General features: G+C 74.2%; 23 protein-coding genes. 12 read left to right on the forward strand and 11 right to left on the reverse strand.

Annotated features, from left to right (window positions below):
- Positions 1 to 10: 10 nt before the first annotated feature.
- Positions 11 to 625, reverse strand: coding sequence for a response regulator transcription factor (locus ACZ3TI_RS21880; RefSeq protein WP_465728574.1), 615 nt, complete (start codon positions 623 to 625; stop codon positions 11 to 13).
- A gap of 86 nt (positions 626 to 711) precedes the next feature.
- On the opposite strand from ACZ3TI_RS21880, the gene ACZ3TI_RS21885 reads away from it, so the two are divergent.
- From ACZ3TI_RS21885 to ACZ3TI_RS21895, 3 genes are all read left to right on the forward strand, one after another.
- A complete protein-coding gene (locus tag ACZ3TI_RS21885) occupies positions 712 to 1,446 on the forward strand; it encodes an ABC transporter ATP-binding protein (RefSeq protein ID WP_465728576.1) in 735 nt (244 codons plus the stop codon).
- Positions 1,443 to 3,926 carry an ABC transporter permease gene (locus tag ACZ3TI_RS21890; protein ID WP_465728578.1) on the forward strand — a complete coding sequence of 828 codons (2,484 nt, stop codon included), beginning with the start codon at positions 1,443 to 1,445 and terminating at the stop codon, positions 3,924 to 3,926. The genes ACZ3TI_RS21885 and ACZ3TI_RS21890 overlap by 4 nt, the downstream gene beginning before the upstream one ends.
- 107 nt (positions 3,927 to 4,033) lie before the next feature.
- Complete coding sequence (locus tag ACZ3TI_RS21895) at positions 4,034 to 4,948, forward strand: hypothetical protein (RefSeq protein ID WP_465728580.1); 915 nt, start codon at positions 4,034 to 4,036, stop codon at positions 4,946 to 4,948.
- Between the two features lie 264 nt (positions 4,949 to 5,212).
- Here ACZ3TI_RS21895 and ACZ3TI_RS21900 read toward each other — a convergent pair whose 3' ends face one another.
- The gene (locus ACZ3TI_RS21900; RefSeq protein ID WP_465728582.1) at positions 5,213 to 6,088 is read right to left on the reverse strand and encodes a universal stress protein; all 876 of its coding nucleotides are present in this window, start codon (positions 6,086 to 6,088) and stop codon (positions 5,213 to 5,215) included.
- 331 nt (positions 6,089 to 6,419) lie between these two features.
- Here ACZ3TI_RS21900 and ACZ3TI_RS21905 point away from each other — a divergent pair, with 331 nt between their 5' ends.
- A complete protein-coding gene (locus ACZ3TI_RS21905) occupies positions 6,420 to 8,117 on the forward strand; it encodes a sensor histidine kinase (protein WP_465728750.1) in 1,698 nt (565 codons plus the stop codon).
- A 47-nt stretch (positions 8,118 to 8,164) separates the two neighbouring features.
- On the opposite strand, the gene ACZ3TI_RS21910 is transcribed toward ACZ3TI_RS21905, so the two are convergent.
- The 9 genes from ACZ3TI_RS21910 to ACZ3TI_RS21950 all read right to left on the reverse strand — a co-directional run bounded on the left by ACZ3TI_RS21910 (position 8,165) and on the right by ACZ3TI_RS21950 (position 17,218).
- Entirely contained in the window at positions 8,165 to 8,884 is a 720-nt protein-coding gene (locus ACZ3TI_RS21910) for a response regulator (RefSeq protein ID WP_465728584.1), read from the reverse strand.
- A gap of 157 nt (positions 8,885 to 9,041) precedes the next feature.
- A complete protein-coding gene (locus ACZ3TI_RS21915; RefSeq protein ID WP_465728586.1) occupies positions 9,042 to 9,923 on the reverse strand; it encodes a Vgb family protein in 882 nt (293 codons plus the stop codon).
- Between the two features lie 215 nt (positions 9,924 to 10,138).
- On the reverse strand, positions 10,139 to 11,227 hold the full coding sequence (locus ACZ3TI_RS21920) for an AI-2E family transporter (protein ID WP_465728588.1): 1,089 nt from the start codon (positions 11,225 to 11,227) through the stop codon (positions 10,139 to 10,141).
- A gap of 334 nt (positions 11,228 to 11,561) precedes the next feature.
- Positions 11,562 to 13,064: an IPT/TIG domain-containing protein gene (locus tag ACZ3TI_RS21925; protein WP_465728590.1), complete on the reverse strand. Its 1,503-nt coding sequence runs from the start codon at positions 13,062 to 13,064 to the stop codon at positions 11,562 to 11,564.
- Positions 13,065 to 13,367: 303 nt separating this feature from the next.
- Positions 13,368 to 14,543 (reverse strand): winged helix DNA-binding domain-containing protein, encoded by a 1,176-nt coding sequence (locus tag ACZ3TI_RS21930; RefSeq protein ID WP_465728592.1) that lies wholly within the window; start codon positions 14,541 to 14,543, stop codon positions 13,368 to 13,370.
- Entirely contained in the window at positions 14,540 to 15,250 is a 711-nt protein-coding gene (locus ACZ3TI_RS21935) for a glycerophosphodiester phosphodiesterase (RefSeq protein ID WP_465728594.1), read from the reverse strand. The genes ACZ3TI_RS21930 and ACZ3TI_RS21935 overlap by 4 nt, the downstream gene beginning before the upstream one ends.
- A gap of 25 nt (positions 15,251 to 15,275) precedes the next feature.
- On the reverse strand, positions 15,276 to 15,422 hold the full coding sequence (locus tag ACZ3TI_RS21940; RefSeq protein WP_465728596.1) for a hypothetical protein: 147 nt from the start codon (positions 15,420 to 15,422) through the stop codon (positions 15,276 to 15,278).
- 40 nt (positions 15,423 to 15,462) lie between these two features.
- A complete protein-coding gene (locus ACZ3TI_RS21945) occupies positions 15,463 to 15,879 on the reverse strand; it encodes a TOBE domain-containing protein (protein ID WP_465728598.1) in 417 nt (138 codons plus the stop codon).
- Between the two features lie 121 nt (positions 15,880 to 16,000).
- Complete coding sequence (locus ACZ3TI_RS21950) at positions 16,001 to 17,218, reverse strand: ROK family transcriptional regulator (protein ID WP_465728600.1); 1,218 nt, start codon at positions 17,216 to 17,218, stop codon at positions 16,001 to 16,003.
- Between the two features lie 107 nt (positions 17,219 to 17,325).
- Here ACZ3TI_RS21950 and ACZ3TI_RS21955 point away from each other — a divergent pair, with 107 nt between their 5' ends.
- From ACZ3TI_RS21955 to ACZ3TI_RS21990, 8 genes are all read left to right on the forward strand, one after another.
- Positions 17,326 to 18,600, forward strand: a complete 1,275-nt coding sequence (locus ACZ3TI_RS21955) for an MFS transporter (RefSeq protein ID WP_465728602.1) — start codon at positions 17,326 to 17,328, stop codon at positions 18,598 to 18,600.
- Positions 18,601 to 18,688: 88 nt separating this feature from the next.
- Positions 18,689 to 19,459: a dienelactone hydrolase family protein gene (locus ACZ3TI_RS21960; protein WP_465728604.1), complete on the forward strand. Its 771-nt coding sequence runs from the start codon at positions 18,689 to 18,691 to the stop codon at positions 19,457 to 19,459.
- Positions 19,460 to 19,482: 23 nt separating this feature from the next.
- Positions 19,483 to 20,034, forward strand: a complete 552-nt coding sequence (locus ACZ3TI_RS21965) for an RICIN domain-containing protein (RefSeq protein ID WP_465728606.1) — start codon at positions 19,483 to 19,485, stop codon at positions 20,032 to 20,034.
- A gap of 64 nt (positions 20,035 to 20,098) precedes the next feature.
- Positions 20,099 to 20,812 carry a TVP38/TMEM64 family protein gene (locus ACZ3TI_RS21970; protein ID WP_465728608.1) on the forward strand — a complete coding sequence of 238 codons (714 nt, stop codon included), beginning with the start codon at positions 20,099 to 20,101 and terminating at the stop codon, positions 20,810 to 20,812.
- Positions 20,813 to 20,920: 108 nt separating this feature from the next.
- Positions 20,921 to 21,436: a DinB family protein gene (locus ACZ3TI_RS21975; RefSeq protein WP_465728610.1), complete on the forward strand. Its 516-nt coding sequence runs from the start codon at positions 20,921 to 20,923 to the stop codon at positions 21,434 to 21,436.
- Between the two features lie 283 nt (positions 21,437 to 21,719).
- On the forward strand, positions 21,720 to 22,112 hold the full coding sequence (locus ACZ3TI_RS21980) for a cell division protein SepF (protein WP_465728612.1): 393 nt from the start codon (positions 21,720 to 21,722) through the stop codon (positions 22,110 to 22,112).
- 171 nt (positions 22,113 to 22,283) lie between these two features.
- Positions 22,284 to 22,910: a TetR/AcrR family transcriptional regulator gene (locus tag ACZ3TI_RS21985; RefSeq protein ID WP_465728614.1), complete on the forward strand. Its 627-nt coding sequence runs from the start codon at positions 22,284 to 22,286 to the stop codon at positions 22,908 to 22,910.
- Positions 22,907 to 24,472: an MFS transporter gene (locus tag ACZ3TI_RS21990; RefSeq protein ID WP_465728616.1), complete on the forward strand. Its 1,566-nt coding sequence runs from the start codon at positions 22,907 to 22,909 to the stop codon at positions 24,470 to 24,472. The genes ACZ3TI_RS21985 and ACZ3TI_RS21990 overlap by 4 nt, the downstream gene beginning before the upstream one ends.
- Positions 24,473 to 24,566 lie beyond the last annotated feature (94 nt).

Raw genomic sequence — 24,566 nt, forward strand, 5'->3', positions numbered from 1 at the left:
GGCAGCTGCCCTACGCCACCAGCCAGCCCGCCTCGCGGGCGATGCGCACCGCGTCCGTCCGGTTCCGGGCGTTCAGCTTGCCGACGACCGCGGTGAGCACATTGCGCACCGTCCCCGTCGACAGGTGCAGCCGCGCGGCGATCTCGGGCGGCTCGGCGCCCTCCGCCAGCTCCCGCAGCACGTCGTTCTCGCGCGGCGTGAGCGGATTGTCCGCCAGGTCCCAGGCCACCACCGCCAGCGACGGATCCAGTACCCGGCCGCCGCCGGCGACCCGGCGGATGGCCGCGACCAGCTCCGCCGGCGGGGCGGTCTTCAGCAGGAAGCCGTCGACCTTCGCGTCCAGGGCCCGGCGGAGCAGCCCGGGGCGGCCGAGCGAGGTCAGCATCAGCGTCCGGCAGCCCGGCAGCCGCTCCTTGAGCGCCGCGGCGGCCTGCAGACCGTCCGTCCGGCCGGGCATCTCGATGTCGAGCACCGCGACGTCGGGCGTGAAGACCATCGCGCGGTCCACCACGTCGTCGGCCGAGTCGGCCTGTGCGACCACCTCGAGGTCGGGCTCCAGCTCCAGGAGCGCCACCAGTGCGCCGCGTACCACGTGCTGGTCCTCGGCCAGCAGGAGTCTGATCATGTCCCGACCCTACCCGTGACGATGTCACGGGTGCCCCGTGATCCGCTCCCTGGGAAGGGAGTTCGCAGGTCGACAGGCTTGGGGACATGAACGAAGCGATCACTCTGGACGCCGTGAGCAAGGTCTACGGCAAGGGGCGGGGCGCGGTCGCCGCCCTGCGCGAGGTGACGGTGCGGCTGCCCAAGGGCGGCTTCACCGCCGTGATGGGGCCCTCCGGTTCGGGCAAGTCCACCTTCCTGCACTGCGCGGCCGGCCTGGACCGTCCGACCTCCGGGACGGTCCGCCTCGGCGACACCGACCTGTCGCGGCTGAGTGAGACCAAGCTGACCGAACTGCGCCGGGAGCGCGCGGGGTTCGTGTTCCAGGCCTTCAACCTGATCTCCTCGCTGACCGTCGAACAGAACGTCACCCTGCCGCTGCGGCTGGCCAAGCGGCGCGCCGACGCCGGGCGGCTGGCCGAACTCATCCGCCGGGTGGGGCTGCAGGAGCGCGCCGGGCACCGGCCCGGTCAGCTGTCCGGCGGCCAGCAGCAGCGGGTGGCGATCGCCCGGGCGCTCATCTCGGACCCCGAGGTGGTGTTCGCCGACGAGCCCACCGGCGCGCTGGACACCATGACCGCCCGCGAGGTCCTGACGCTGCTCCGGCAGACCGTCGACGAGTTCGGCCAGACCATCGTCATGGTCACCCACGACCCCGTCGCCGCGTCCTACGCCGACGAGGTCCTCTTCCTGGCCGACGGCCGGGTCGCCGACACCATGTCCGAGCCGACCGCCGCCAAGGTCGCCGACCGCATGATCCGCCTGGGAGCGTGGAACCGATGATGCTGAGCTTCGCCCTCACCACCCTCCGGCACCGCACGGCCGGCTTCGCGGGCGCCTTCGTCGCCCTGTTCTGCGCGGCCGCCCTCGTCTGCGGCTGCGGGACCCTCCTGGCCACCGGCCTCACCGGCACCGTCCGGCCCGAGCGCTACGCGGCCGCCCCGATCGTCGTGTCCGGCGACCAGGAGGTGCACACCGTCGAGGACAAGGGCAAGGGGAAGGTCAAGGAGAAGGCCAAGCCGTTCGCCGGCCACGCCTGGGTGCCGGCCGACCTCGCCGCCCGCATCGCCGCCCTGCCGTCGGTGCGGTCGGTCGCCACCGAGGTGACCTTCCCGGTGCTGCTGCCCGGCGGGCCCGACGGCGGCTCCTGGGGCCACGGTTGGGAGTCCGCGCCGCTGAGCGGGCTCACCCTCGCCGCCGGCCGCGCACCCTCCGGACCGGACGAGGTCGTGGTCGACGCCGCCACCGCGGCCCGGGCCCACCTGTCGCCCGGCTCCACCACCGCCGCCCGTACCGCCGCGGGCACGCTGACCGTCCGCGTGGTCGGCGTCACCGCGCAGGGATTCGACAGCCAGGCCGCGGTCTACTTCGCCCCCGACCGGGCCCGCCGGCTCGCCGGGCACGACGGACTGGTCGGCGCGATCGGCGTCTTCCCGGCCGCGCCGTCGGCCGCCGAAGACGTCCGGGCGCTGCTCGCCGGCACCCGGACCACCCCGGCCCCCGTGGTCCGCACCGGCGACGACCGCGGCCGGGTGGAGTTCCCCGACGCCGCCAACGCCCAGGTCCGCCTGGTCAGCATGGGCGCCGTCCTGGCCGGCACCTCGCTGCTGGTCGCGCTGCTGGTCGTCGTCGGCACCTTCGGGCTGTCGATCCAGCAGCGGCAGCGGGAGATCGCCGTCCTGCGGGCCGTGGCCGCGACCAGCCGGCAGGTCCGCAAGATGATCGGCGGCGAGGCACTCGCCATCGGCCTGGCCGCCGGAACCCTCGGCGCCGCCGCCGGACTGCCGCTGGGCGACTGGCTGCACGGACGCTTCGTCGCCCTGGACGTCATCCCGGCCAACCTGCCCGTCGTCCTCTCGCCCTTCCCGGCGATCGCCGCCACGGCCACCACCCTGCTGGCCGGCTGGGGAGCCGCCCGCATCTCCGCCCGGCGCGCCACCGCCATCAAGCCGGTCGAGGCCCTCGGCGAAGCCGAACTCAAGCCGCTGCGCCTGTCCTGGCCCCGGATCCTCCTCGGTGTCCTCGCCGCCGCCGGCGCCGTCACACTCACCGCCCTGCTCACCGCGCTGCACTCCGACCAGGCCTCGACCCCGGTCTGCTTCATCGCCGTCCTGCTGTGGTGCACCTCCCTCGCGCTGCTCGGCCCGCTGGTGGTCCGGGGCGGCACCGGGATCCTCGGGCTGCCGCTGCGGGCGTCCCGGGTCGGCGGCTACCTCGCCGCCCACAACCTGCGCGCCGGGGCGCACCGGCTCGCCTCGGTCGTCACCCCGCTGACCCTGCTGATCGCGATGGCCTGCACCATCCTGTTCACCCAGACCACCGTCGACGGCGCGGCGGGCGCGCAGCGCGAGCGCGGGAACACCGCCGACTTCGTCGTCGGACCGCGGGTGCCGGACACCGCCGCCGAGGCGCTCGCCGCCGTCCCGGGCGTACGGACCGTCACCCGGGTGCTCCACACCCAGGTCCGTGACGGGCTGACCAAGCGCAGCGTCCAGGCCGTCACGCCCGAGCGCCTGTCCGACACCCTCGACCTCGGCGTCACCGCCGGCGACCTCGGCCGTCTGACGGACGGTACGGCGGCGGCCGCCGACGGGCTGGGCTACCGGCTCGGCCAGCGGGTGCGCTTGGTCCTCGCCGACGGCACCCCGGCCGAGGTGACGGTCGTCGCCCTCTACGGCCGCGGCCTCGGCTTCGGCGACCTCACCCTCGCGCACTCCCTGGTCGCCGCCCACGTCGACGTGCCGCTCGACAGCGAGCTGCTGGTACGCGGCAACGGTCAGGGCGCGGGCCCCACCCGGGAGTCCCTCGCCGCGGCCCTGCACGCCGAGCCCGGCCTGGGAGTGCTGGACCGCGCCGCCGCCCAGGCCTCGGAGACCCGGGTCAGCGCGCAGATCGGCTACGTCACCCTCGGGCTGATCATCGCCTTCGTCGCCATCGCCGTCCTCAACACGCTGGCCATGAGCATCGCCGACCGCCGCCCCGAGTTCGCCGCCCTCGGGCTCACCGGCGCCACCCGCGGCCAGATCCGGCGCATGCTCGGCTGGGAGACCGCGACCTCCGTGGCCATCGCCGCCGCACTCGGCCTCGCCATCTCCTTCGCGGTGCTCACCACCTACGCCCAGGGCATCACCCGCGGCACCGCCGGAGCCGCCGTCCCCGCCACCGGCCTCGCCCTGGTCCTCGCCGGCGCCGCCGCCCTCGCCGCCCTCGGCACCTGGATCCCCGCCCACACCACCCTGCGCGCCCTGCGTCGTCAGGGGTGAACGCCCGGTCCCGGGTTGACGAGGTGGTTCGTAGTCGGGACGATGTGTCGCCGCGCGAGTGCGCGAGGGCGCGAAGGCGCGCAGAAACGGTTCCGAAGGGGTGGGTCATGGGGTTCGCTGGGTCCGACAGGTTCGCCGGGAAGGCCGCTCTGGCCGTCGGCACGGCGCTGGTCCTGGCGGCCTGCACGCCCGGGGGCAGCGGAACGTCCTCCGACCACCGGTCGTCCGGCAAGCCTCCGTACGGCCCGGCTGTCACCGAGGCCGTCAACTCCGTCAACACCGAACTCGCCAAGGCCGCCGCGGCGAAGGACCTGACCGAGTTCGGCGCCGCGCTGGACGCGCTCAGCAGTGAGGCGAGCCTGAACGGTCAGACGCTGGGCCTGACCGACGATCCGGCCGACGCGGGAGCGGCGACAGCGAAGAGCCAGCTGGTGTTCGCCCTCAGGTCGCTGTCCACCTCCGCCTCGTCGGTGCGCCGTGACGTGGACCGCCGGAAGGTCTGCGCTCTGGGCTCCGCCGAGGCCGAGCTCGGCTCCTCCCCGGCGCTGACGGATGTGTCGGCCGCCCTCACCAAGCTGGCGGCGGCCGGCCAGTCGGCGACCCTGACCGTCCCGCAGTTCCCCAAGCAGCAGTCCCGCTCGCTGGAGAACGGCACCATGGTCCGCAGCGGGAAACTGCGCGGGGAGGGCGTGTTCAAGGTCGACAACGGCGGCACCACGGACGCGGTGGTCTCGCTCGCGCTGAACGGCAAGGCGGTGCACTCGGTGTTCGTCGCCAAGGGTGCGAAGGCCAGTGTCGAAGGCGTGGAGGACGGGACGTACCAGGTCTACGTCTCCGACGGCGTCGACTGGGACGCCGAAGCCAAGGGCTTCACCCGGAGCTGCGTGTTCACCAAGTTCGAGGACACCTTCGCGTTCGAGACCGGCCGGACCACGACCTCGTGGGAGATCACCCTCCAGCCGACGGTCGACGGCAACGCCAAGACCAGCGACGTGGACCCGAACGCCTTCCCGCAGCCGTGATCACGCCCCGTCCAGCGTCTCGGTGACCGGGCGGCGGGGCGTGGCCCTCCCGGGCGGGCCGTAGCCGACGCGCAGGACCAGCCGGAGCGTCATGACGATCCACTCCTTCGACCGGAACGCGGTCCGCTCGCGCGACCGCGGGGCCCTCACTGCTTCCGAGCGTGCGCGCCGTACCCGGCGGGCGACGGAGCCGTTGGGCCTGGCTTCGCCCCGCAGCCGGGGGCCGAAGACAGGCCCTGAGGCCTTCGTCCGGCGGGGCTTTCGTCACCCGTGCGGGACGACCGCGACCGGCGCCTCGGCGTGGTGCAGCACCGCGTGCGCGACCCCGCCGAGCCGGGGGCCGAAGTCGAAGGGGCGGCGGCGCCGGCCGACCACGACCAGCGCCGCCCCCGCCGAGGCCCCGACCAGACCGCGGGCCGCACCCAGCCGGACGTCCTCGACCACCGCGACGCCCGGGTACTGCTCGCGCGGACCGGCCAGGGCGAGCGAGAGCAGCTTCGCCTCCAGCGCCTCCAACTGGGCGATCTCGCCCGCCGGGAGGGCCCCGCCCGCGTAGCCGAACAGCGGCGGCAGGTCCCAGCCGTGCACCGCCCGTACCGGGGCACCGCGCAGGGCGGCCTCGTGGAAGGCGAAGTCGAGCACCTCCTCCTCCGGGCCGTGTGCGTCGACGCCGACCACCACCTCGGCCGCGCCCCGCGCACCCTCGTGGGCGTCGCGCACCACGACCACCGGCACCCCGCTGCGCCCGGCCACCGCCATGCTGACCGAGCCGAGCAGCAGTCCGGTGAAGCCGCCGCGGCCGCGCGAGCCGAGCACCAGCAGTCCGGCGTCCGCGGCGGCGGCCACCAGACCGTCGACCGGCGCGTCCAGGACCGCGTCGGTCTGCACGGCCAGCTCTGGGTGGCGCCCGCGGACGTCCTCGGCCGCCTCCTCCAGGGTCCGCTGGACGGCCTCGGGCAGGTCGTCGGGCTCGGCGAAGGCGGACACGCCGTCGGTCAGCCACGGCCAGGCGTGCACCAGCCTCAGCGATCCGCCGCGGCGCATCGCCTCCTCGGCGGCCCAGTGGGCGGCGGCGGCGCTCTGCGGCGAGCCGTCGATCCCGGCCAGCACGGTCGACCTCGGCTCGCTTCGCTCGCTCATGGGACGTTCCTCCACGGTGTCGGCACTCGGTGGTTCGGCGCTGGCGGCGGGGTCCGCTGACGCCCCGTCCGCTCCTCCCCCACCCTGGCAGCCGCGTCCGGCCCGGGACAGAGGCCGCAGGACCCTCCGCGACGGGACGAAAGGCCCGCCCGACGGAGCCTACGAGCAGCGACCCCCCTGTACCCGCCCGCGACACCCTGCCACTACCGTGAACGGGGCAATCCCGCTGGTCGGACGGCACCCGTGTCGGGCAGGCGCGGGGTCAGGGCGGGAGACGAGGAGGACAGCGGTGGGCGGAGCGGACGACCGCGCGGCGGGTGACGACGCGCGGATGCCCCGGCTGCGCCTGGACGAGCTGCTGGAGGAGCTCCAGTGGCGGATCGACGCGGCGCGCGGGACGCAGAACCGGGTGCACAGCCTGCTGGAGGCGGTGCTCGCGGTCGGCCGCGAGCTGGACCTGTCGCAGGCGCTGCACCGGATCATCGAGGCCGCCGCGGACCTGGTGGACGCCCGCTACGGCGCGCTGGGGGTGATCGGCCCGGACGGGCACTCGCTGTCGCAGTTCCTGACGGTGGGTCTGACCGCGGAGGAGATCGCCAAGATCGGCCCGCCGCCGTCCGGCCGGGGCATCCTCGGCGAGCTGATCCGCGAGCCGCAGCCGCTGCGCTGCCCGGTGCTGTCCGACCACCAGGCCTCGGTCGGGTTCCCGTCCAACCACCCGCCGATGCACACCTTCCTGGGGGTGCCGGTGCGGGTGCACGGCGAGGTCTTCGGCAACCTCTACCTGACCGACAAGCGCGGCGGGCTGGACTTCGACGAGGACGACGAGGCGGTGATCGCCACCCTGGCGGTCGCGGCCGGGGTGGCGATCGACAACGCCCGGCTGTACGAGGAGGCGCAGCTGCGCCAGCGCTGGCTGCGGGCGAGCACCGAGATCACCCGCAGCCTGCTGTCGGGCGCGCCGCGCCTGGAGGTGGTCGAGCTGATCGCCCGTCGGGCCCGGGAGATCTCCGGCGCCGAGCTGGCGGACGTGTCGGTGGCGCTGGCCGGCCCGCAGGAGCGGGCCGAGGAGCTGGCGGTGGAGGTCGCGCTGGGCGGCACGCCGTCGGCGCGGCTGGGGGTGACGGTGCCGGTGGACGGCACGCTGTCGGGCGCCGCGTACGCCTCCGGCTCGCCGGTCACCAGCGACGAGCTGTCCTGCGACGCCCGCTTCCCGGCCGGCCCGGCGGGCCGCTTCGAGGGGCTGGGCGCCGCGGTGGCGGTACCGCTGGGCACCGGGTCCGGGTACGGGCGGGGCGTGCTGCTGCTGGCCCGGGCGCAGGGGCAGCCCGCCTTCGGCCCGGAGGAGACCGGCCCGCTGCTGGGCTTCGCCGACCAGGCCGCGCTCGCCCTGGAGCTGGCCGAACGGCGGCGCGACGCCGAGCAGTTGAACCTGCTGGAGGACCGCGACCGGATCGCCCGCGACCTGCACGACCTGGCGATCCAGCGGCTGTTCGCGACCGGCATGACGCTGCAGAGCGCGGGCCGGCTGATCGAGAGCCCGGCCGCCGCGGACCGGGTGGCCCGGGCGGTGGCGGACCTGGACGAGACCATCAAGATCATCCGCTCGACCATCTTCGGCCTGCGCGCCCACAGCGAGCCCGACCGCGGCCTGCGTGCCCGCGCCACCCGGGTGGTCACCGACGCCCAGGGCACGCTCGGCTTCGCGCCCCGGCTGAGCATGGAGGGCCTGCTGGACACCGACGTGCCGCAGGAGCTGGCCGAGCACGTGGTGGCCGTCCTCGCCGAGGCGCTCAGCAACGCCGCCCGGCACGCCCGCGCCTCCCGGGTCGAGGTGACGCTGCGCGCCATCGCCGGGCGGGTGGTGCTGACCGTCGCGGACGACGGCGTGGGCGTGCCCGAGGGCGGGCGGCGCAGCGGCCTGCGCAACCTCGCCGAGCGCGCCGAGCGGGTCGGCGGGTCCTTCACGGTCGCCCCGGCCGAGGGCGGCGGCACCCGACTGTCGTGGGACGCCCCGGTCGGCTCGTAGCGGCACCCCCGGGGCCTCCGGCCACCGTCGGCCGGGCCCCGGGCCGGTCAGCCGCGCCCGGCGCGCAGCGGGGAGGGCTGCGCGGCGGCGGACGCCTGGCGCAGCTCGGTGGCGATCAGCGCCGCCTGCACCCGCCGCTCCACGCCCAGCTTGGCGAGCAGCCGCGAGACGTGGTTCTTGACGGTCTTCTCGGCGAGGTAGAGCCGCTCGCCGATCTGCCGGTTGGTCAGCCCTTCGCCGATCAGCGCCAGCACCTCATGCTCGCGGACGGTCAGCCCGGGGCCGGTGGTGACCGGCTGGGCCGGTTCGGCATCGCTGCGCAGCCGGTTGAGCAGGCGGGTGGCCGCGCCGGGGTCGAGCATCGAGCGGCCGGAGGCGACGGTGCGGACGGCGGCGACCAGGTCGGTGCCGCTGATCTGCTTCAGCACGTACCCGGCGGCGCCCGCCATCACGGCGTCCAGCAGGGCCTCCTCGTCGTCGAAGGAGGTGAGCATCAGACAGGCGAGGTCGGGCATCCGCGAGCGCAGCTCGCGGCAGACGGAGACGCCGTCCCCGTCACCGAGGCGGACGTCCAGCACGGCGACGTCGGGCCGCAGCGCCGGCACCCGGACCAGCGCCTGCTCGGCGGTCGCCGCCTCGCCGACCACCTCCAGGTCCGGCGCGCCGTCCAGCAGGTCGTGCACGCCGCGGCGCACCACCTCGTGGTCGTCCAGCAGGAACACCCGGACCGGCGCCGAGGCCTCGGCGCCCTCCGTCTTGGTCGCCATCACGCGGCTCCACCTTCGTCACCCCCGCACACTCCCAGCGGGGCCCAGGGCATCATCGCCCACCGGGCGGCCTGCTCCCAGGGCCGAACGGCCCCATTGCGGCCGCCCTCCGTACGGCTCCGCCCGCCTCCGCGCCGCCCCCTCGCCTCCTCCGCCGTCAGCCCCGAGTCGGCGCCAGCCGGAGGAGCTCGCCGCGCTCCAGCGCCGCGTACACGGCGCCGTCCGGTCCGACGGCGATCCCGTGCGGCTCGGCGCCCTCGCCCGGGATCGGGTGGCCGTCGAGCCGCCCGCCCGGGGTCAGCACCCCGATCCGGCCTGCGCCCCACTCGGTGAACCAGAGCCGCCCGTCCGGTCCCGCCGCGATCGCGTGCGGCCTGGCGGCCCGGTCGGCCAGCGGATACTCCGTCACCTCCCCGTCCACGGTGATCCGCCCGACCAGTCCGCCGCCGATGCCGACGTACCAGAGCGCCCCGTCCGCCCCGGCGGCGATCCCGACCGGCGCGGTGCCCCCGGTGGGCAGCCGGTGGACGGTCACCTCCCCGTCCGTCGCGACCCTCGCCACCGCGTCCGCGCGGTTGAGCGTGCACCACAGGGCGCCGTCCGGCCCGGCCGTGATCAGCGAGGGGAACGCCTCGGGGAGGGGCAGCGGATACTCCGTCACCTCGCCGTCCACGGTGATCCGTCCGACCCGGTTCGCGTTCATCTCGGTGAACCACACCGCCCCGTCCGGCCCGGCGGCGATCCCGTACGGCCCGGCGTTCTCCCCCGGCAGCGCGAACGAGCCCACCCTGCCGTCCGGATCGATCCGCCCGATCCGGTGGTCCCGCATCCGGCTGAACCACATCGCCCCGTCGGGCCCGGCAGTGATCACCGCCGGGCCGCACTCCGGCGCCCCCAGTCCGTACCGCGCCACCGAACCGTCCGCCGCCAGCCGCCCGACCTCCCCGCTGTGCACCAAGGTGAACCAGACGTCCCCGCCCGCCCCCACCGCAACCCCGTACGGCCCAGCCCCGGCCTCGGCCACCCCGAACAGTTCCATCTGCACCCTCCCAGCGCTATCGCAACTTCCGTCGCATTAGTGATGCTGTCACGACCACCCCACCGACGGCAACCCGATTCGACGCCATGTCAGCGGCCGCCCCTACGATGCGGACCATGACCGATCCGGCCGCACTCACCGATCAGGAGATCCTCGCCGGGATCCGCAGGTACGCCGCGCGCGAGCGGCTGCCCCCGCCGGCGACCGCGGAGGCCCTACTCCCCCGCCTCCGGTGGGCGCCCCGGGGCGCCGCGCAGGACGGAGATGACGCCCGTGACAGCCGCGCAGACCGGGACGGCGAGCAGGGCGCCGATGATTCCGGCGATGCCGGAGCCGGCGACGACGGCGACCATGATGGTCGCCGGGTGCAGTTCCACCGTCCGGCTCTGGATGACCGGCTGCAGGATGTTGCCCTCGATCAGCTGGACGGCGAGGACCACGCCGAGGGCCCAGAGGGCTGTGCCGAGGCCACCGTCGGCGAGGGCGACCAGGACGGCGACGGCGCCGGAGAGGAAGGCGCCGACGAAGGGGATGTAGGCGCCCATGAAGACGAGCGCGCCGAGGCCGGGCGCGCCGGGGACGCCGAGGGCGACCAGGCCGATGGTGATGAAGCCGGCGTCGATCAGGGCGATCAGGGTGGTGCCGCGCATGAAGCCGGCCATCGCGTCGAAGGCCCGCTCGGCGCAGGCGATGACGGTCTCGCCGCTGTGCCCCGGCAGGTAGGAGCGGATGGCGTCGCCGGTGCGGTGGCCGTCGCGGAGGAAGAAGAAGACCAGGGCGAGGGCCAGTACCGCGCCGGTGGCCAGCTGGGTGAACAGGCCGAGCCCGGAGAGCACCCCGTTCGTCAGTGTCGAGACCAGGGAGTTGGTCTCGCCCTTGGCGTTCCTCAGGGCGTGCCGGATCTTGTCTCCGGCCGGGCCGAGCCATTCGGCGAGCCGCCGACCGGCGGCCGGGAGCGATTCGGCGATCTGCGGGGCGCTGTGCACCAGGGAGTTGACCAGGAGCGCGATCACCCCGCCGACCGCGACGACCAGCACCGCGCAGGTCAGCCCGGCGGCCAGGCCGCGCCCGACGCCCCGCCGGACCAGCCAGGGCACCACCGGGTAGAGCAGCGAGGCTCCGAGCAGCGCCAGGATGAACGGCACGGTCGCGGCCCGCAGCTCGACCAGGGCGAAGACCACCAGCGAGGCGACGGCGATCAGCAGGATCACCGCCACCGACCAGGCCGCCGCCCGCCGCAGCGCGGGCGGCAGCATCAGGTACGGCCTGCGGTGGTCGGGCCGGCTGTCGGGCGGGCGCTCCACGGACACGGCCACCTCCGCCGGGGATCGTCGACCAGTAAGAACCGACCCATCTCAGCAGAGAACGTGACGATCCGCCCGTTGTGGAGGTCTCGCGGATGGGCGCGGTCGGGGTCGTCGGCACCAGTCCGGGCCCAGGTCCGGCAACTCCGCCCGCGGCGACCCCTGCGACGGCTCCGCCCATCGACGCTGCTCGGCCGTGCCGCACAGCGCCGTGCCCTGCTCGCCGCAGGGCGCACGGTCCTGCGGCGATCCCTCTCCCGGGCACGGTTCGACCGAACGGCGCAAGAGCCCGGGGCCGCCCGAAGGGCCACCCCGGGAACAGGCCGTGCGGTCGCTACCGTCCGGTGTAGGTGAACTCGTCGGCCGGGCTGGTGGGAGAGGTGGCCTTGCCGACCGTCACGGTGATGTCCACCGTCTGCTGGTCGTCGAGCAGACCGGGCGCGATTGCGGTGATCTCGCCAGTGGAGACGAACGTGACCGAACCGGACGCCTTGTCCTTGAACTTCACGGTGGCGCCGTCGGCGAAGCCCGAGCCGCTGATGGTGACCGGGGTGCCGACCTTTCCGCTGGTCGGGCTGACCGCACTGACCACCACAGGTGCGGGTCCGCCGTAGGCGAACTGCCCCATCGCGGCGGGCTGGGAAGTGCCGAGGGTGTTGGTGACGCGGACGTGGACGACGCCGGTTCCGTCCGGGACCTGAGCGGTGATCCTGATGCCGGAGGGGTCGATGTCGGTCTTGCTGCAGGCGAACTGGCCGAAGTCGACCACGCTGTCCGGACTGAAACCGGTGCCGTTGATGGTCACCGTGGCGCCCGGTGCGCCGAAGGTGGGGGTCACGTCGGTCACCTCCGGCCCGGAAGGGACGTCAGGCGCCCCCACCAGGTCCAGGTAGGTGGAGTTGGCGTGCTGGAAGCCGACCTGGCCGAGGAAGTCCTGGGTGGTCTTGTTGACCAGGACTTTGTTGAGGCTCGTGTATCCGGTGTTCATCAGGCAGAGCGTGCCGGGCTGGACGTAGGTATTGCCCTTGGTGCGCTGGGAGAACGCCCCGATGAGCGCCTTCACCTCCAGGGTCGCCTCCGGCCCCGGGCTCGGGTACCAGCCGGCGGTGGTGTCGAGATCGGCCCACGCGTGCGGTACCAGGTCGTAGGCGTTGTTCTGGCGCTCGTCGATGACCCACGGCAGGGAGTTGACGTAGTCGACGAAGCTCTGCAAGCCGGCGGTGGGAGCGGCATAGGTGATCACCGCGAACTTCGGCTGTTTCGGCCACGTCTGCGCCTGTGCCTGCAGGTACGGCGCGAGCATGGAGGCGATGCAGCCGCCCAGGCTGTGACCGGTCAGATAGACGGTCGGCTGCGGCGAGGAGGGCGCCGCCTTGATCGCGGCGGCGAGCGCCTGAACGAGCGTGACGTTCGGGGAGGGTGAGGCGATCGAGAGGGCGTTGACAACCCGGTCGAACGCGTCCTTCGCCCCCTTGGAAACGCGGGGCTTCGGTGATCCGCTTTCGGGGAACGGGACAACTGTGCCGACCTCGAGGTCCTCGAGGATGTCGGTCCAATCGGCGTCCGTTCCGCGAGCGGCCACGGCGAACTCGTTCGAGCCGTTGGTGCTCTTCGCGATGTAAGCCATGTTGGCGTTGGCCTCGCTCAGGGCGAGCCACACCAGCTGCCACGCGCCCTGCGTCGCAAGGCCGGGATCGTTCAGTTGCGCGTTGATGCCGGTGATGATCCGTGCGGTCTGATGCTCCAGGGTTTCCCCGGACGGACGCGGGGTGGCCCCGGTGGATGCAAGGGCAGCCAGGGTCATGGTCACTTGGGCGATTGTCGGATCGGGTGCCATCGTCGTTCCTGCTCCTCGGATGTTTTGCCGGTGCGGAGGCGGGACGGCCCTTCGTCGGCATCAGGGCAGGCCTGTGCCGAACCGACCGCCAGAATGGCCGCACACAATCAGACCTCCCCCCTGCGTTGTCCGCTGCTTTTCCTGCCTGCAGGTTGGCCAGGTTCACCTCGTCGGCCGTTCGTCGTACGTGTGTGCGGTTCGCCGAGCCAGGTGCGCAACGTGATCCACCGGGCCTGGGTCACCTTGCCGGGCCACTCGCCCCCTGGCGGCACCCGGGACCACCCGCCTCTCTGCGCGACCTCCTTACGCCGGCGGCTCGATCCGGACCGTCCCGCTTCCGCGGCCGGTGCCGCCTCCGCTCCCGGCCCGGCTGCCGTCCCCGCTCCCGCTCCCGCTCCCGCTCCCGGCCGCGAAGGCCAGCACCCGCTCCGCCTCGGCCTCCGCCGCCTGCCGGTCGGCCCGCCGCAGCGGCGCGAAGGGCTGCACGACGACCTCCTGCTCGTCCGTCAGCCGCCAGGACCCGGCGACCAGCCCGTCCACCAGCAGCGTCCCGAGCACGATCCCGTTCTGAGTCATCACCCGCCCCCGGTACTCCTCGGGCAGCACCCGGGTGCGGTCCGCGTGCGAGAGCAGCAGGTTGTCGAAGGGTGCGACCAGCCGTACCGGCGCCGGGGTGTCCGGGTCGGGGCGGGGTGCGTCCGGCAGGTCGTACAGCAGGCGGCCCTGCTCGTCCCGGAAGGTCAGCAGCCGTGGCGCGAGCCGCCGCAGCACCGGGGAGAGCCCGCTGAGGCCGCACCACTTCTTCAGGTCCGCCGCGGTGGTGGGCCCGAAGGCGGCGAAGTAGCGCAGGACCAGGTCGTCGAGCGAGGGCGCCGGGTCGAGCGGGCGTCCGAGCCAGGCCTCGGCGGTGGTGTGCGCGGCCGGGCCGCCGCGCCCCCACAGGCCGCGCGGCGGCACCTGGACCAGCGGCAGCAGGCAGCGGGCTGCCTGGGCGAGCGCGGCCGGGTCGCGGTCCGGGCGGGTCGCGGCGAGCAGGGCGCCCAGCTGCCGGAAGGTGCGCGGCTGTGCCTCGACCAGCTCCCGGGCTTCGGCGGCGAGCGCGTCCGGGTCCAGCCCGGCAAGCCGTTTGCCGTAGGTGGTGCGCAGGGCCTGGTCGAGGACGGGCTGGAGCAGCGGACGCAGCGTCAGGCAGTCCTCGGCGGTGACCAGGTGGATGGTGCCGCGCTGCAGTGCGATCCGGACCGCCCCGCGCTGCTCGATCAGGGTGCTCAGCGGTTCGGGTGTGAAGCCGTCGAGGCGGGCGAGCAGCCCGAGGTAGGGCGGCTGGGGCGCGGCCTGGGCCTGGAGGCCACCGAGGTGGTGGACCATCGCGGCGGGCGCCAGGCGGCTGCGTGTGAGCAGGTGCTGACGGGCCAGCAGGGCGCGGCCCAGCGCCCGACGGCCCAGGGTCTTCACCGACTCCGCCGCCTGGTCCGTCACCGGCGGCCGTCCAGGACCGAGCGCAGCAGGGAGATCCGGTTGGTGGTGATGGAGGCGACCCCGGTGTCCCTCAGTCGGCGCATGGTGCGGCGCAGGTCGGCGGTCCAGGTGGAGACGGCGAGCCCGGCGTCCGCCGCGGCGGCGGTGAACTCGGGGGTGACCAGGCCGAACGGCGGGTTGAGGTAGCGCGGGCGCAGGTCGTCCAGCAGGGCCCGGACGGGCATCCGCGGCTGCTTCCAGGTGAGCGCGATCTCGGCGTCCGGGGTCAGCTCGCGCACGGCGAGCATCGCGGTGACGGGGCCGCAGAAGGCGACCTGCCGCTCGGCGCCGAGGCCCGTGACCACGGACCAGGTGGCGGCGGCCGGCCCGGGCGTGTCGAGGTCGATCAGCAGTCGGCGGCCCTCGACGGCGGTCACCGCCTTGATCGCCTCGGCGAGGGTGGGGACGGCGAGCGGGCCCTGCCGCAGTTCGTCCAGCTGCTCGGCGGTGACCCGGTCGATCGACCGCGGGTCGCCCCAGAGCCGCTCCAGGGTGGGGTCGTGCAGCAGGACGGGCACCTTGTCGCGGGTGAGCTGGACGTCCACCTCGACGGCGTCGGCCCCGGCGGCGAGGGCGGACTCGACGGAGGGGAGGGTGTTCTCGCGGTGGCGGTACGGGTCGCCGCGGTGGGCGACGGCCTGTACCCGGGGGCTGCGGTCGGTGTTCATCGGATCCTTCGAGGAGACCCCGGCTTCAGCCGGGGGAGGACATGCGGAGCAGGTCGGCGATCGGCGTTTCGCTGCCAAGGCGGATCACAGCCTCGCGGTAGCTCGGCTCCGCAGCGACGGCCTCGATCGCGAGCACGGCGCTCCGGGTGGTCGGCAGGTGTGCGGGCGGCATCCGGGTCTCTCGTTCGGTTCCGGGTCTCGTCGGCGGCGCGTCAGCGCCGCTCGACCATCACATTGGTGGACTTGATGACCGCCGTGGCGGGCGCACCGGGCACCAGGTTGAGCTCCTCCGCCGCGTCCCGGCTGATCAGTGACACCACCCGGAACGCCCCGGCCTGGATCTCCACCTGCGCGACCACGTCGCCGAGCACCACCTCGGTGACGATCCCCGGGAAGCGGTTGCGAGCCGAGGACGGGCGGCCCTCCGCCTCGGCGTTCTCCGGGCGCGCCAACTCCCGGGCGAAGGCGGCGAGTTCGACACCGGGGATGATCCGGTGCCCGTGCTCGTCCCGCGTGGCGGCGACCCGCCCGGCGTCCACCCAGCGCCGCATGGTGTCGGCGCTGACGCCGAGCAGCGCCGCGGCCTCGCCGATCCGGTACGGGTTGACCGGCGCCTCGGACTGGCCCATGTGCGACTCCTGACGGTGGTTCGACGATCGGGGAACAGGGCGTACGGACACTGCGCGCACCCCGCCGCCATCCTGCCGTACCGGGGACGGCTACGGGAAAGCCAGGGCCGCCGGACAGGCCCTACGGCTCGCCGAAGAGGTCCCGCCGCACCGCGTCCCCGGCGGTCAGCACCGCGCCGGCGAGCACCGCGCCGCCGCCCGCCGTACCGGCCCGCACCTCGGTGCTCAGCGGGGAGAGCCGGGCCAGCCGCCGCTCCACCCGGCCGGCCAGCTCGGCGCCGCCGGCCCGGCCTATCTCCCCGCCGAGCACCACGCAGCCGGGGTCGAGCACCACGCAGACGCTCGCCGCGCCGATGGCGATCCGCTCGGCCAGCTCGTCCAGGAAGCGCCCGGCGGCCGAACCCTCCGCTTCGCCCGCCGCCTCGCCCTCCGCCGCGTCCGAGACCGCCGCGCGGACGACGGCTTCGGCGGCCGCCGCGTCCCCCGCCGGGTCGGCGGGCAGCCCGTGCGCGAGGGCGAGCGCGCAGATCGCCGCGCTGCCGACCAGCCCGTGGAAGCCGCCCTCGCAGCTGTCGGCACTGGGCAGCCCGACGGTCCCGGGGACGGGCAGGAAGCAGATCTCGCCGGTGCCGCCGGAGAAGCCGCGGCGCAGCCGCCCGTCCAGGATGACGGCGGCGCCGACGCTGTGGCCGAGCCACATCAGCACGAAGGTGTCGCGGCCGCGCGCGGCGCCGACCCGGTACTCGGCCCGCCCGGCGAGGTTGACCTCGTTCTCCAGGATCACCTCGGTGCCGGGCAGCTCCTCCAGCGCGGCGAGGAGTTCGGAGTGCCAGGCGGGGAGCTTGCCGGTGCTCTGCAGCCGCCCGGTGGCGGGGTCGACGAGGCCGGGGGCGCCGACCGCGACGGTGTGCAGCCGCTCGACGCCGGCGCCACGCGCGGCGTCCAGCAGGGTGGCGGTGATCGCCGCCGCGGTGTCCGGTCCGCCGTCGCCCTCGACCGGGACCTCGGCGGTGGCGAGCACGTGCCCGGCCAGGTCGGCGACGACCAGGCTGACGCCGCCGGAGCGGACGTCGAAGGCGGCGATGTGCGCGCGGGAGGCGACCAGCGCGTAGACCCGGGCGTTGGGGCCGCGCCGCTGCTCGCCGCGTTCGCCGACGACGGCCACCAGGCCGGTGCGTTGGAGGCGGTCGAGCAGGTCGGCGACGGTCGGCCGGGACAGGCCGGTGAGGTCGCGCAGCTCGGTCGCGGTCAGGGGGCCCTGTTCGAGCAGGAGGTTGAGCGCCAGCCGGTCGTTGATCGCCCGGGCGGTGCTCGGCGTGGCCGTACGCGCGGTGGTCATGGCAGCTCATCCTTCCAGAGTGTTTCTATCAGGGTCCCTTCCTGATAGTTTATCGAAGCGTCCAGCCGAACAGTCCGACCGAACCACCCGCCCGGGAGGGAACGCCGATGAGCCGCACGACCGCACCGCCGCCGGAACCACTGACCGCCCCGCGCCGGGCCCGGGCGAGCATCGCCCTGGTCTTCGGCGTCCACGGTGCCGTCAGCGGCAGCTTCGTCACCCGTATCCCGTGGATCCAGGACCGCCTGGACCTCTCCGCCGGACAGCTCGGCCTGGCGCTGGTCATGCCCGCCATCGGCTCCTCCCTCGCCATGCCGCTGGCCGGCCGCTTCGTCCACCGCTACGGCGGGCGGGCCGCGGTGCGCGGACTGATCGCGCTCTGGTGCCTGGCGCTCGCCCTGCCCGCGCTCGCCCCCTCGCTGCCGGTGCTCTGCGCGGTGCTGCTGGTGTACGGGGCGACCGCCGGGATGGCGGACGTCGCGATGAACGCGCAGGGCGTGGAGATCGAGGAGCGACTGGGCCGTTCGATCATGTCCGGACTGCACGGGATGTGGAGCGCGGGCGGCCTGCTGGCCTCCGGCTTCGGCATCCTGGCCGCCCACCTCGAGCTGGACGCCCGGCTGCAGCTGGCCGTCACCGCGCTGGTCCTGCTCGCGCTCGTCCAGCCGGTCTGCCGCGGACTGCCCGACCTGCGGGCGCAGGAGGGCGCGGAGGCACCGCCGCGGTTCGCGCTGCCGCCGCGCAGCTCGCTGGTGATCGGGCTGGTCGGCTTCTGCGCGGTCTTCGCCGAGGGCGCCTCGATGGACTGGAGCGGCGTCTACCTGCGGGACGTCACCGGCTCCTCGGCCACCGTCGCCGCCGCCTCGTACACCGCCTTCGCGCTCACCATGGCGGTCAGCCGCCTCGCCGGGGACGCAGCCATCCGCCGCCTCGGCGCCGTCCGCACCACCCGGATCGGCGGCGCCGTCGCCACCGCCGGCGGCCTGCTGGTGGTCGCCGCCGACAGCCCGGCACTGGCCATCCCCGGCTTCGCGCTCATCGGCATCGGCATCGCCGTCATCGTGCCGCTCGCCTTCGCCGCCGCCGGCCGGATCGGCACCAACGCCAGCCAGGCCATCGCGGGCGTCGCCACCGTCACCTACACCTCCGGCCTGATCGCCCCCGCGGTCATCGGCGCCCTCGCCCAGGCCACCTCGCTGACCGTCTCCTTCGCACTGGTCACCGCCCTTGCCTTCGCCCTGCTGCTGAGCGCCGGGGCGCTGCGCCTGGCCGAACGGAATACCCCCGGCGAGAACGCGGCCACCGGAATCACGAACGGAGAAATCGTGACCGCACCGGAATCGGAGAGGCCTTCCGGAATAGATCTCTCTTCGCTATGGTGAGGAATTCCCGAGGGAATTCCCCGCTAGCATCACCAGCCGTCGGGCGCAGCCGCGCCCGGCGGTTTCGCGTACCGCGAGAGGGATTCCCGTGTGCTACGACCCGGACGCCGCTCCGCCCGCCTTCTCCCCCGTCCTCCAGCCCCTGGCCGAGGCCGCACCGCTCACCCTGACCTCGGCGGACGGCACCGAATTCGGCGCCTTCCTGGCCCGCCCGGAAATCGCCACCGGGGTCGGCGTACTCGTCCTGCCGGACAACAAGGGCCTTTCCGCGTTCTACCGGCAGACCGCCGCCCGGCTCGCCGAACAGGGCCACCCGGCGCTCGTCCTCGACTATTACGGACGGACCGCCGGCGCCGCCCCGGAAAACCGTCCGCCGGAATTCGGCGAGCTGCCGAACCTGCTCCCCCACCTCCTCGCGCTCACCCCCGAGAACCTGGACGCCGACCTCGCCGCGGCCCTGGAGCGGCTGCGCACCGCCGGACCGGCCGAGGTGGTCGCGCTCGGCTTCTGCTTCGGCGGCCGCCAGGCCTTCCGCGCCGCCGCACCCCGCTTCGGCCTGGCCGGCGCGGTCGGCTACTACGGCTACCCCGACACCATCGCCGGCGCCCCCGGGCCCACCCAGCTCGCTGCCGGCCTCACCGCCCCGATCCTCGCCTTCTGGGGCGGCGCCGACGAGCACATCCCGCCCGCCGCCGTCGACGCCTTCGACGCGGCGCTCACCGAGGCGGGCACTCCGCACCAATTCGTCACCTATCCGGGCGCTCCGCACAACTTCTTCGAACTCTCGGCCGTCGAACATTGCGGCGCGGCCCGGGACTCCTGGCACCGTCTGCTGGGGTTCCTGGCCAGGTCGCGCTGAACCGCACCACCGGAGGTCGACCGATGTTCCGTCGTACGCGGCTCGCCGCCGTCACCACCGTCCTCGCCACCACCGTCCTCGCCACCCCCGCCGTGGCCCTCGCCGCCCCGGCGGCCCCCTCTCCCGCCGCGGACTTCGGCCCCGCCGAGATCCGCACCGGAGGGTTCCCCGGGCCCCACGACCTCTGCCTGGAGGTCGCCGACTGGCGCACCGACAACGGCGCCCCGGTGCGGATCTGGACCTGCACCGGCGGTGAGAACCAGAAGTGGACCCAGACCGCCCACGGCTGGATCAACCTGCACAGCGGCAAGTGCCTGGAGATCCCGGCCTTCAGCACCACCTGGGGCACCCAGGCCGACCAGCGGACCTGCAACGGCGGCGCCAACCAGAAGTGGAGCGACCCGCCCGCCGGCCACCCCGGCACCCCGCGCGGCATCGTGAACGCCTACAGCGGCCTCGTGCTCGACGTCCCCGGCGGCGCCCTGGTCGACGGCACTCCGGTGATCCAGTGGGAGTACCACGGCGGCACCAACCAGTTCTGGCACTACAACCCGGAGAAGGACCCGTTCAGCTGATCCCCCGGACCGCCCGCTGACGCCCGGGACCGACCCGCCCGTCGGTCCCGGTTAGGCTCGGGCGGTGTCCCAGCCCGATGCCACCCCCGCTCCCCCCGCTCCCCCTGCTCCCGCCGCGGCGCCCCGGTCGTCCTGGTGGCGCCTGGCGCTGCTGATCGCGCTGCTCGGCGCGGCGGCCGGGTCGCTGCTGCTGTGGAGCCCGACGGAGCTGCTGTCCGGCGGGCTGGCGGACCGGATGCCCGGGTACTGGTTCGGACCGCTGTTCGCCCTGGTGTTCGCGGTGGGAACGCTGGCCTTCGTGCCCCGGCCCGCGCTGAACGCGGCGGCGGGGCTGCTGCTCGGCGTCCAGCAGGGCGTCGCGATGGCGGTGCTCGGCACCACGCTGGGCGCCGCCCTGGCCTTCGGCCTCGGCCGGGGGCTCGGGCGGGACGCGCTGCGCCCGTACCTGCGGGGGAAGGTGCTCGGCGCCCTGGACCGGCGGTTCACCGAGCAGGGGTTCCGCAGCGTGCTGGTGCTGCGGCTGCTGCCCGGCGTGCCGTTCCAGGCGATCAACTACGGCGCGGCCTTCTCCGGGACGCGCTTCCTGCCCTTCGTCCTCGCCACCGCGGTCGGCGCGGTGCCGACCACCGCGGTGTACGTGACGGCGGCGGCCAGCTCGGGCGAGCCGGGCTCGGCGGCGTTCCTGCTGTCGGCGGGCGTGATCGCGCTGCTGGGCCTGGGCAGCGTGGCCGGGCTCTGGCGGGCGGCGAAGGCGCGTCGCCGCGCGACGGCAGCCTGAGCGGCCCCCTGGACCCTCCGGGCTCTCCGGGCTCTCCGGGCTCTCCACCCGGGCATCCGCCGGGAAATCGTTCGCGCCCGTGCGCCGCCGGGCGCCAGGATGGCCCGCATGACCGAATCGAACCTGCGGGTGGACCCGCCGATGGCCGCCGACGAAACCGCCACCCTCACCGCCTTCCTCGACTACCACCGCAGCACCCTCGCGCTGAAGTGTGAGGGGCTGACCGACGACCAGCTGCGCCTGCGCGCCGTCCCGCCGTCCAACCTCTCGCTGCTCGGGCTGGTCCGGCACATGGCCGAGGTGGAGCGGTACTGGTTCCAGTGCGTCCTGCTCGGCGAGGAGCTCGAGAACGGCCACTACTGGACCAAGGCCGACCCGGACGGCGACTTCGACAACGTCGACACCGGCGACGTCGCGGCCGACTTCGCCACCTGGCGCGCCGAGGTCGAGGCCTCCCGCCGCGCGGCCGCCGGCCTGCCGCCGGAGACCGTCGGCAAGCGGCCGCGCCGCGGCGAGGAAGTGACGCTCCGCTGGATCCTCGCGCACATGGTCGAGGAGTACGCGCGACACAACGGCCACGCCGATCTTCTGCGCGAATCCGTGGACGGCTCGACCGGCGAGTGAACCGCCGCGCGAAATCGTTTCCGCATTGTTGACAGAAGGTCAATTAAGCGGTGACCGCTACCGATATGGTCTACGCGCGCAACCGTACTCAGCCCAGCCGCGTCTGCTCTCTTTGCCCGGGTCCGCCCGGGTTTCCGGCGCGGCACGACTCGTACGGGGGTCGCGAGCGGGCACGGGACCGGTGAACAGTGCGATACTCGGACAGTTCCGACGAGTGGATGACGTGTCAAAAAACGGCACCCACCCCCGGGGGACCAGACGGGACGAGGCAGGGAGGCGCGGCATGGGAGCACTTCGCGACGAGCACCACAACGGGTGGCTGATGCCCTCCGGGAACTACCCGGCCGCGGTGTACGACGACGAGTGGGTGGATCAGGAGACGGTACCGTCCGTCGCCGCGCCCGCGAAGATCGTCTCCCTGCGGCCGACGGGCTTCGAGGCGGCCCGCACGGTCGGTGAGCACATCCGGGCGAACACCCCGGTGGTCATGGACCTCACCGAGATGGACGAGGCCGAGGCCAAGCGCATGGTCGACTTCGCCTCCGGGCTGATCTTCGGCACCCGGGGCGGCATCGAGCGGATCGCCCGCAGGGTCTTCCTGCTCACCCCGGCCGAGGTCGAGGTCATGGTGATCGACCGCCCGCTCGACGACACCGGTTTCTACAACCAGAGCTGAGCCGCAGCGCCAAGCACCGCAGCGGCACCCCGACCGGGGACGGCACCCGCCGTCCCCGGTTTTTTGCTGCCCGGACCTCCGCCTGCCCAAGAACCCGCAGGTCAGCGGCTCATTTGAGACTCGCCGCGAAATTCTGAGACATCCATGTCTCATATGACCTAGACTCGACTCATGGCAACCGACCGCGACACCGTCCTCGAAGCCGCCGTCGGCGTGCTCTCCCGCCGCCCGACCGCCCACCTGGACGAGATCGCGCGCGCCGCCGGCATCAGCCGCGCCACGCTGCACCGGCTCTTCCCGGGGCGCGAGGCACTGATCCGCGAGGTCGGACTGCTCGGCCTGCGCCGGTTCGCCGCCGCACTGGACACCGCCGGGGTCGAGGAGGGCGACGCCGAGGCCGCGCTGCGCCGCCTGGTGGACGCCTCCGTACCGGACGCCATGCTCTGCGCCTTCCTGGCCGGCGAGAACCAGCTCTACGAGAACGACGACATCAACGACCTCTGGGAGCTGCAGATCGCCCGGCTGCACGCGCTCTTCCTGCGCGGCCAGCAGCAGGGCGTGTTCCGCATCGAGCTCAGCGCCGCCTGGCTGAGCGAGGCCTTCTTCGACCTGGTCGCCGGCGTCGGCTGGTCCATCCAGGACGGTCGGCTCGCCCCGCGCGACGCCGCCTTCTCGCTCACCGAGCTCTTCCTCGGCGGCGCGCTGCGCAGACCGGACGCCACCGCCGCCACGCCCACCGCCCACAGCACCTCGGACCGCAGCACCTCCGACGGCAGACCGGACACCGATAAGCCATGAACACGCCCCTGACCGCCCGCCAGCGCTGGACCGGCCTCGCCGTCCTCGTACTGGCCGTCACCGTGGTCGCCCTGGACGCGACCGTCCTCTCCCTCGCCCTCCCGTCGATCAGCGAGACGCTGCGCCCCAGCGGCACCCAGCTGCTCTGGATCGGCGACTCCTACTCCTTCGTACTGGCCGGCCTGCTGGTCAGCATGGGCGCGCTGAGCGACCGGATCGGCCGCAAGCGGCTGCTGCTGGCCGGTGCCACCGCCTTCGGCGCCGCGTCGCTGCTGGCCGCCTACGCGCCGAGCGCGGGCTGGCTGATCCTGGCCCGCGCCCTGCTCGGCGTGGCCGGGGCGACGATCATGCCCTCCACCCTGTCGCTGATCCGCAGCCTCTTCCCGGACGACCGGGAGCGGGCCACCGCGATCGGTATCTGGGGCGCGGCCGCCACCGCCGGCGCCGCGCTCGGGCCGGTGGTCGGCGGGGCGCTGCTGGAGCACTTCTGGTGGGGCTCGGTGTTCCTGCTGAACATCCCGGTGCTGCTCCTGCTGCTGGGCCTCGGCATCTGGCTGCTGCCGGAGTCCAAGGACCCGAAGCCGGGCCGCTGGGACGTGCTGAGCGTCGCCCTGTCGATGGCCGGGGTGATCGGCGTGGTGTACGCGATCAAGGAGGCCGCCGCGCACGGTGTGGCCCGCTGGGACGTCCCGGTCGCGTTCTTCCTGGGCGCCGCCGCGCTGGCCGTGTTCGTCCGCCGCCAGCTGCGGCTGGAGACCCCGCTGCTCGACGTCCGGCTGTTCCGCGACCCTCGGTTCACGGCGGCGGTGTCGGCCTCGCTGATATCCCTGGTCGGGTTGTCCGGTGTGATCTTCGTGGTCTCGCAGTACCTGCAGCTGGTCCGCGGCTACCAGCCGCTGCAGGCGGGTCTGGCCGAGCTGCCGGCCTTCGCGGGCTCGGTGGTCGGCGGTCTGCTGACCGCCCGGGTGGCCCGGCGCTTCGGCGCCCGATCGGCGCTGACGGCCTGTCTGCTGGCGATGGGTCTGGGCGTCGGCGTGCTCGGGTGGCTGGGGCAGGACACCACCTACCTGCTGCTGGCCGCCTCCTTCCTGCTGGTCGGAACGGCCGAGGGCGTGGTCTACACGCTCGGCGCCGACCTGGTGCTGGGCGCCGCGCCCGCCGAGAAGGCCGGAGCCGCCTCGGCCGTCTCGGAGACGGCGTACGAGCTGGGCACCGCGCTCGGCATCGCGGTGGTCGGCTCGGTGGTGGGCTCGATCTACGCGAACGGACTGTCCGTCCCGGCGGGGACGGACCCGGCGGTCGCTGCCCGGGCGGGCGAGTCGCTGGGCTCGGCGGTGGAGTCCGCGCAGGGGCTGCCGCCGGAGCTGGCGCAGCCGCTGCTGGCGAGCGCGAAGGAGGTCTTCGTCGGCGGCATGAACAGCGCCGGGCTGCTGGCCGCCGCGTTGCTGGTCGGCGCGGCCGTGATGGCCTGGCGGCTGCTGCGCGGGCTGTCCGGGCCGGGTGCTGCGGCGGCGGCAGCCGAGGCCACCGTCGGGACGACCGCGGAGAAGGTGCACGCGTAACCCGCGCACCCGCGGTGCCGCGTCTCCGCACCCTCGCCGTCACGGCAGGGAACGGGGAACCGTCCTTCTCGGATCGGCTGCACACGGAACGGCC

The organism is Kitasatospora sp. NPDC023120 (assembly GCF_055560835.1).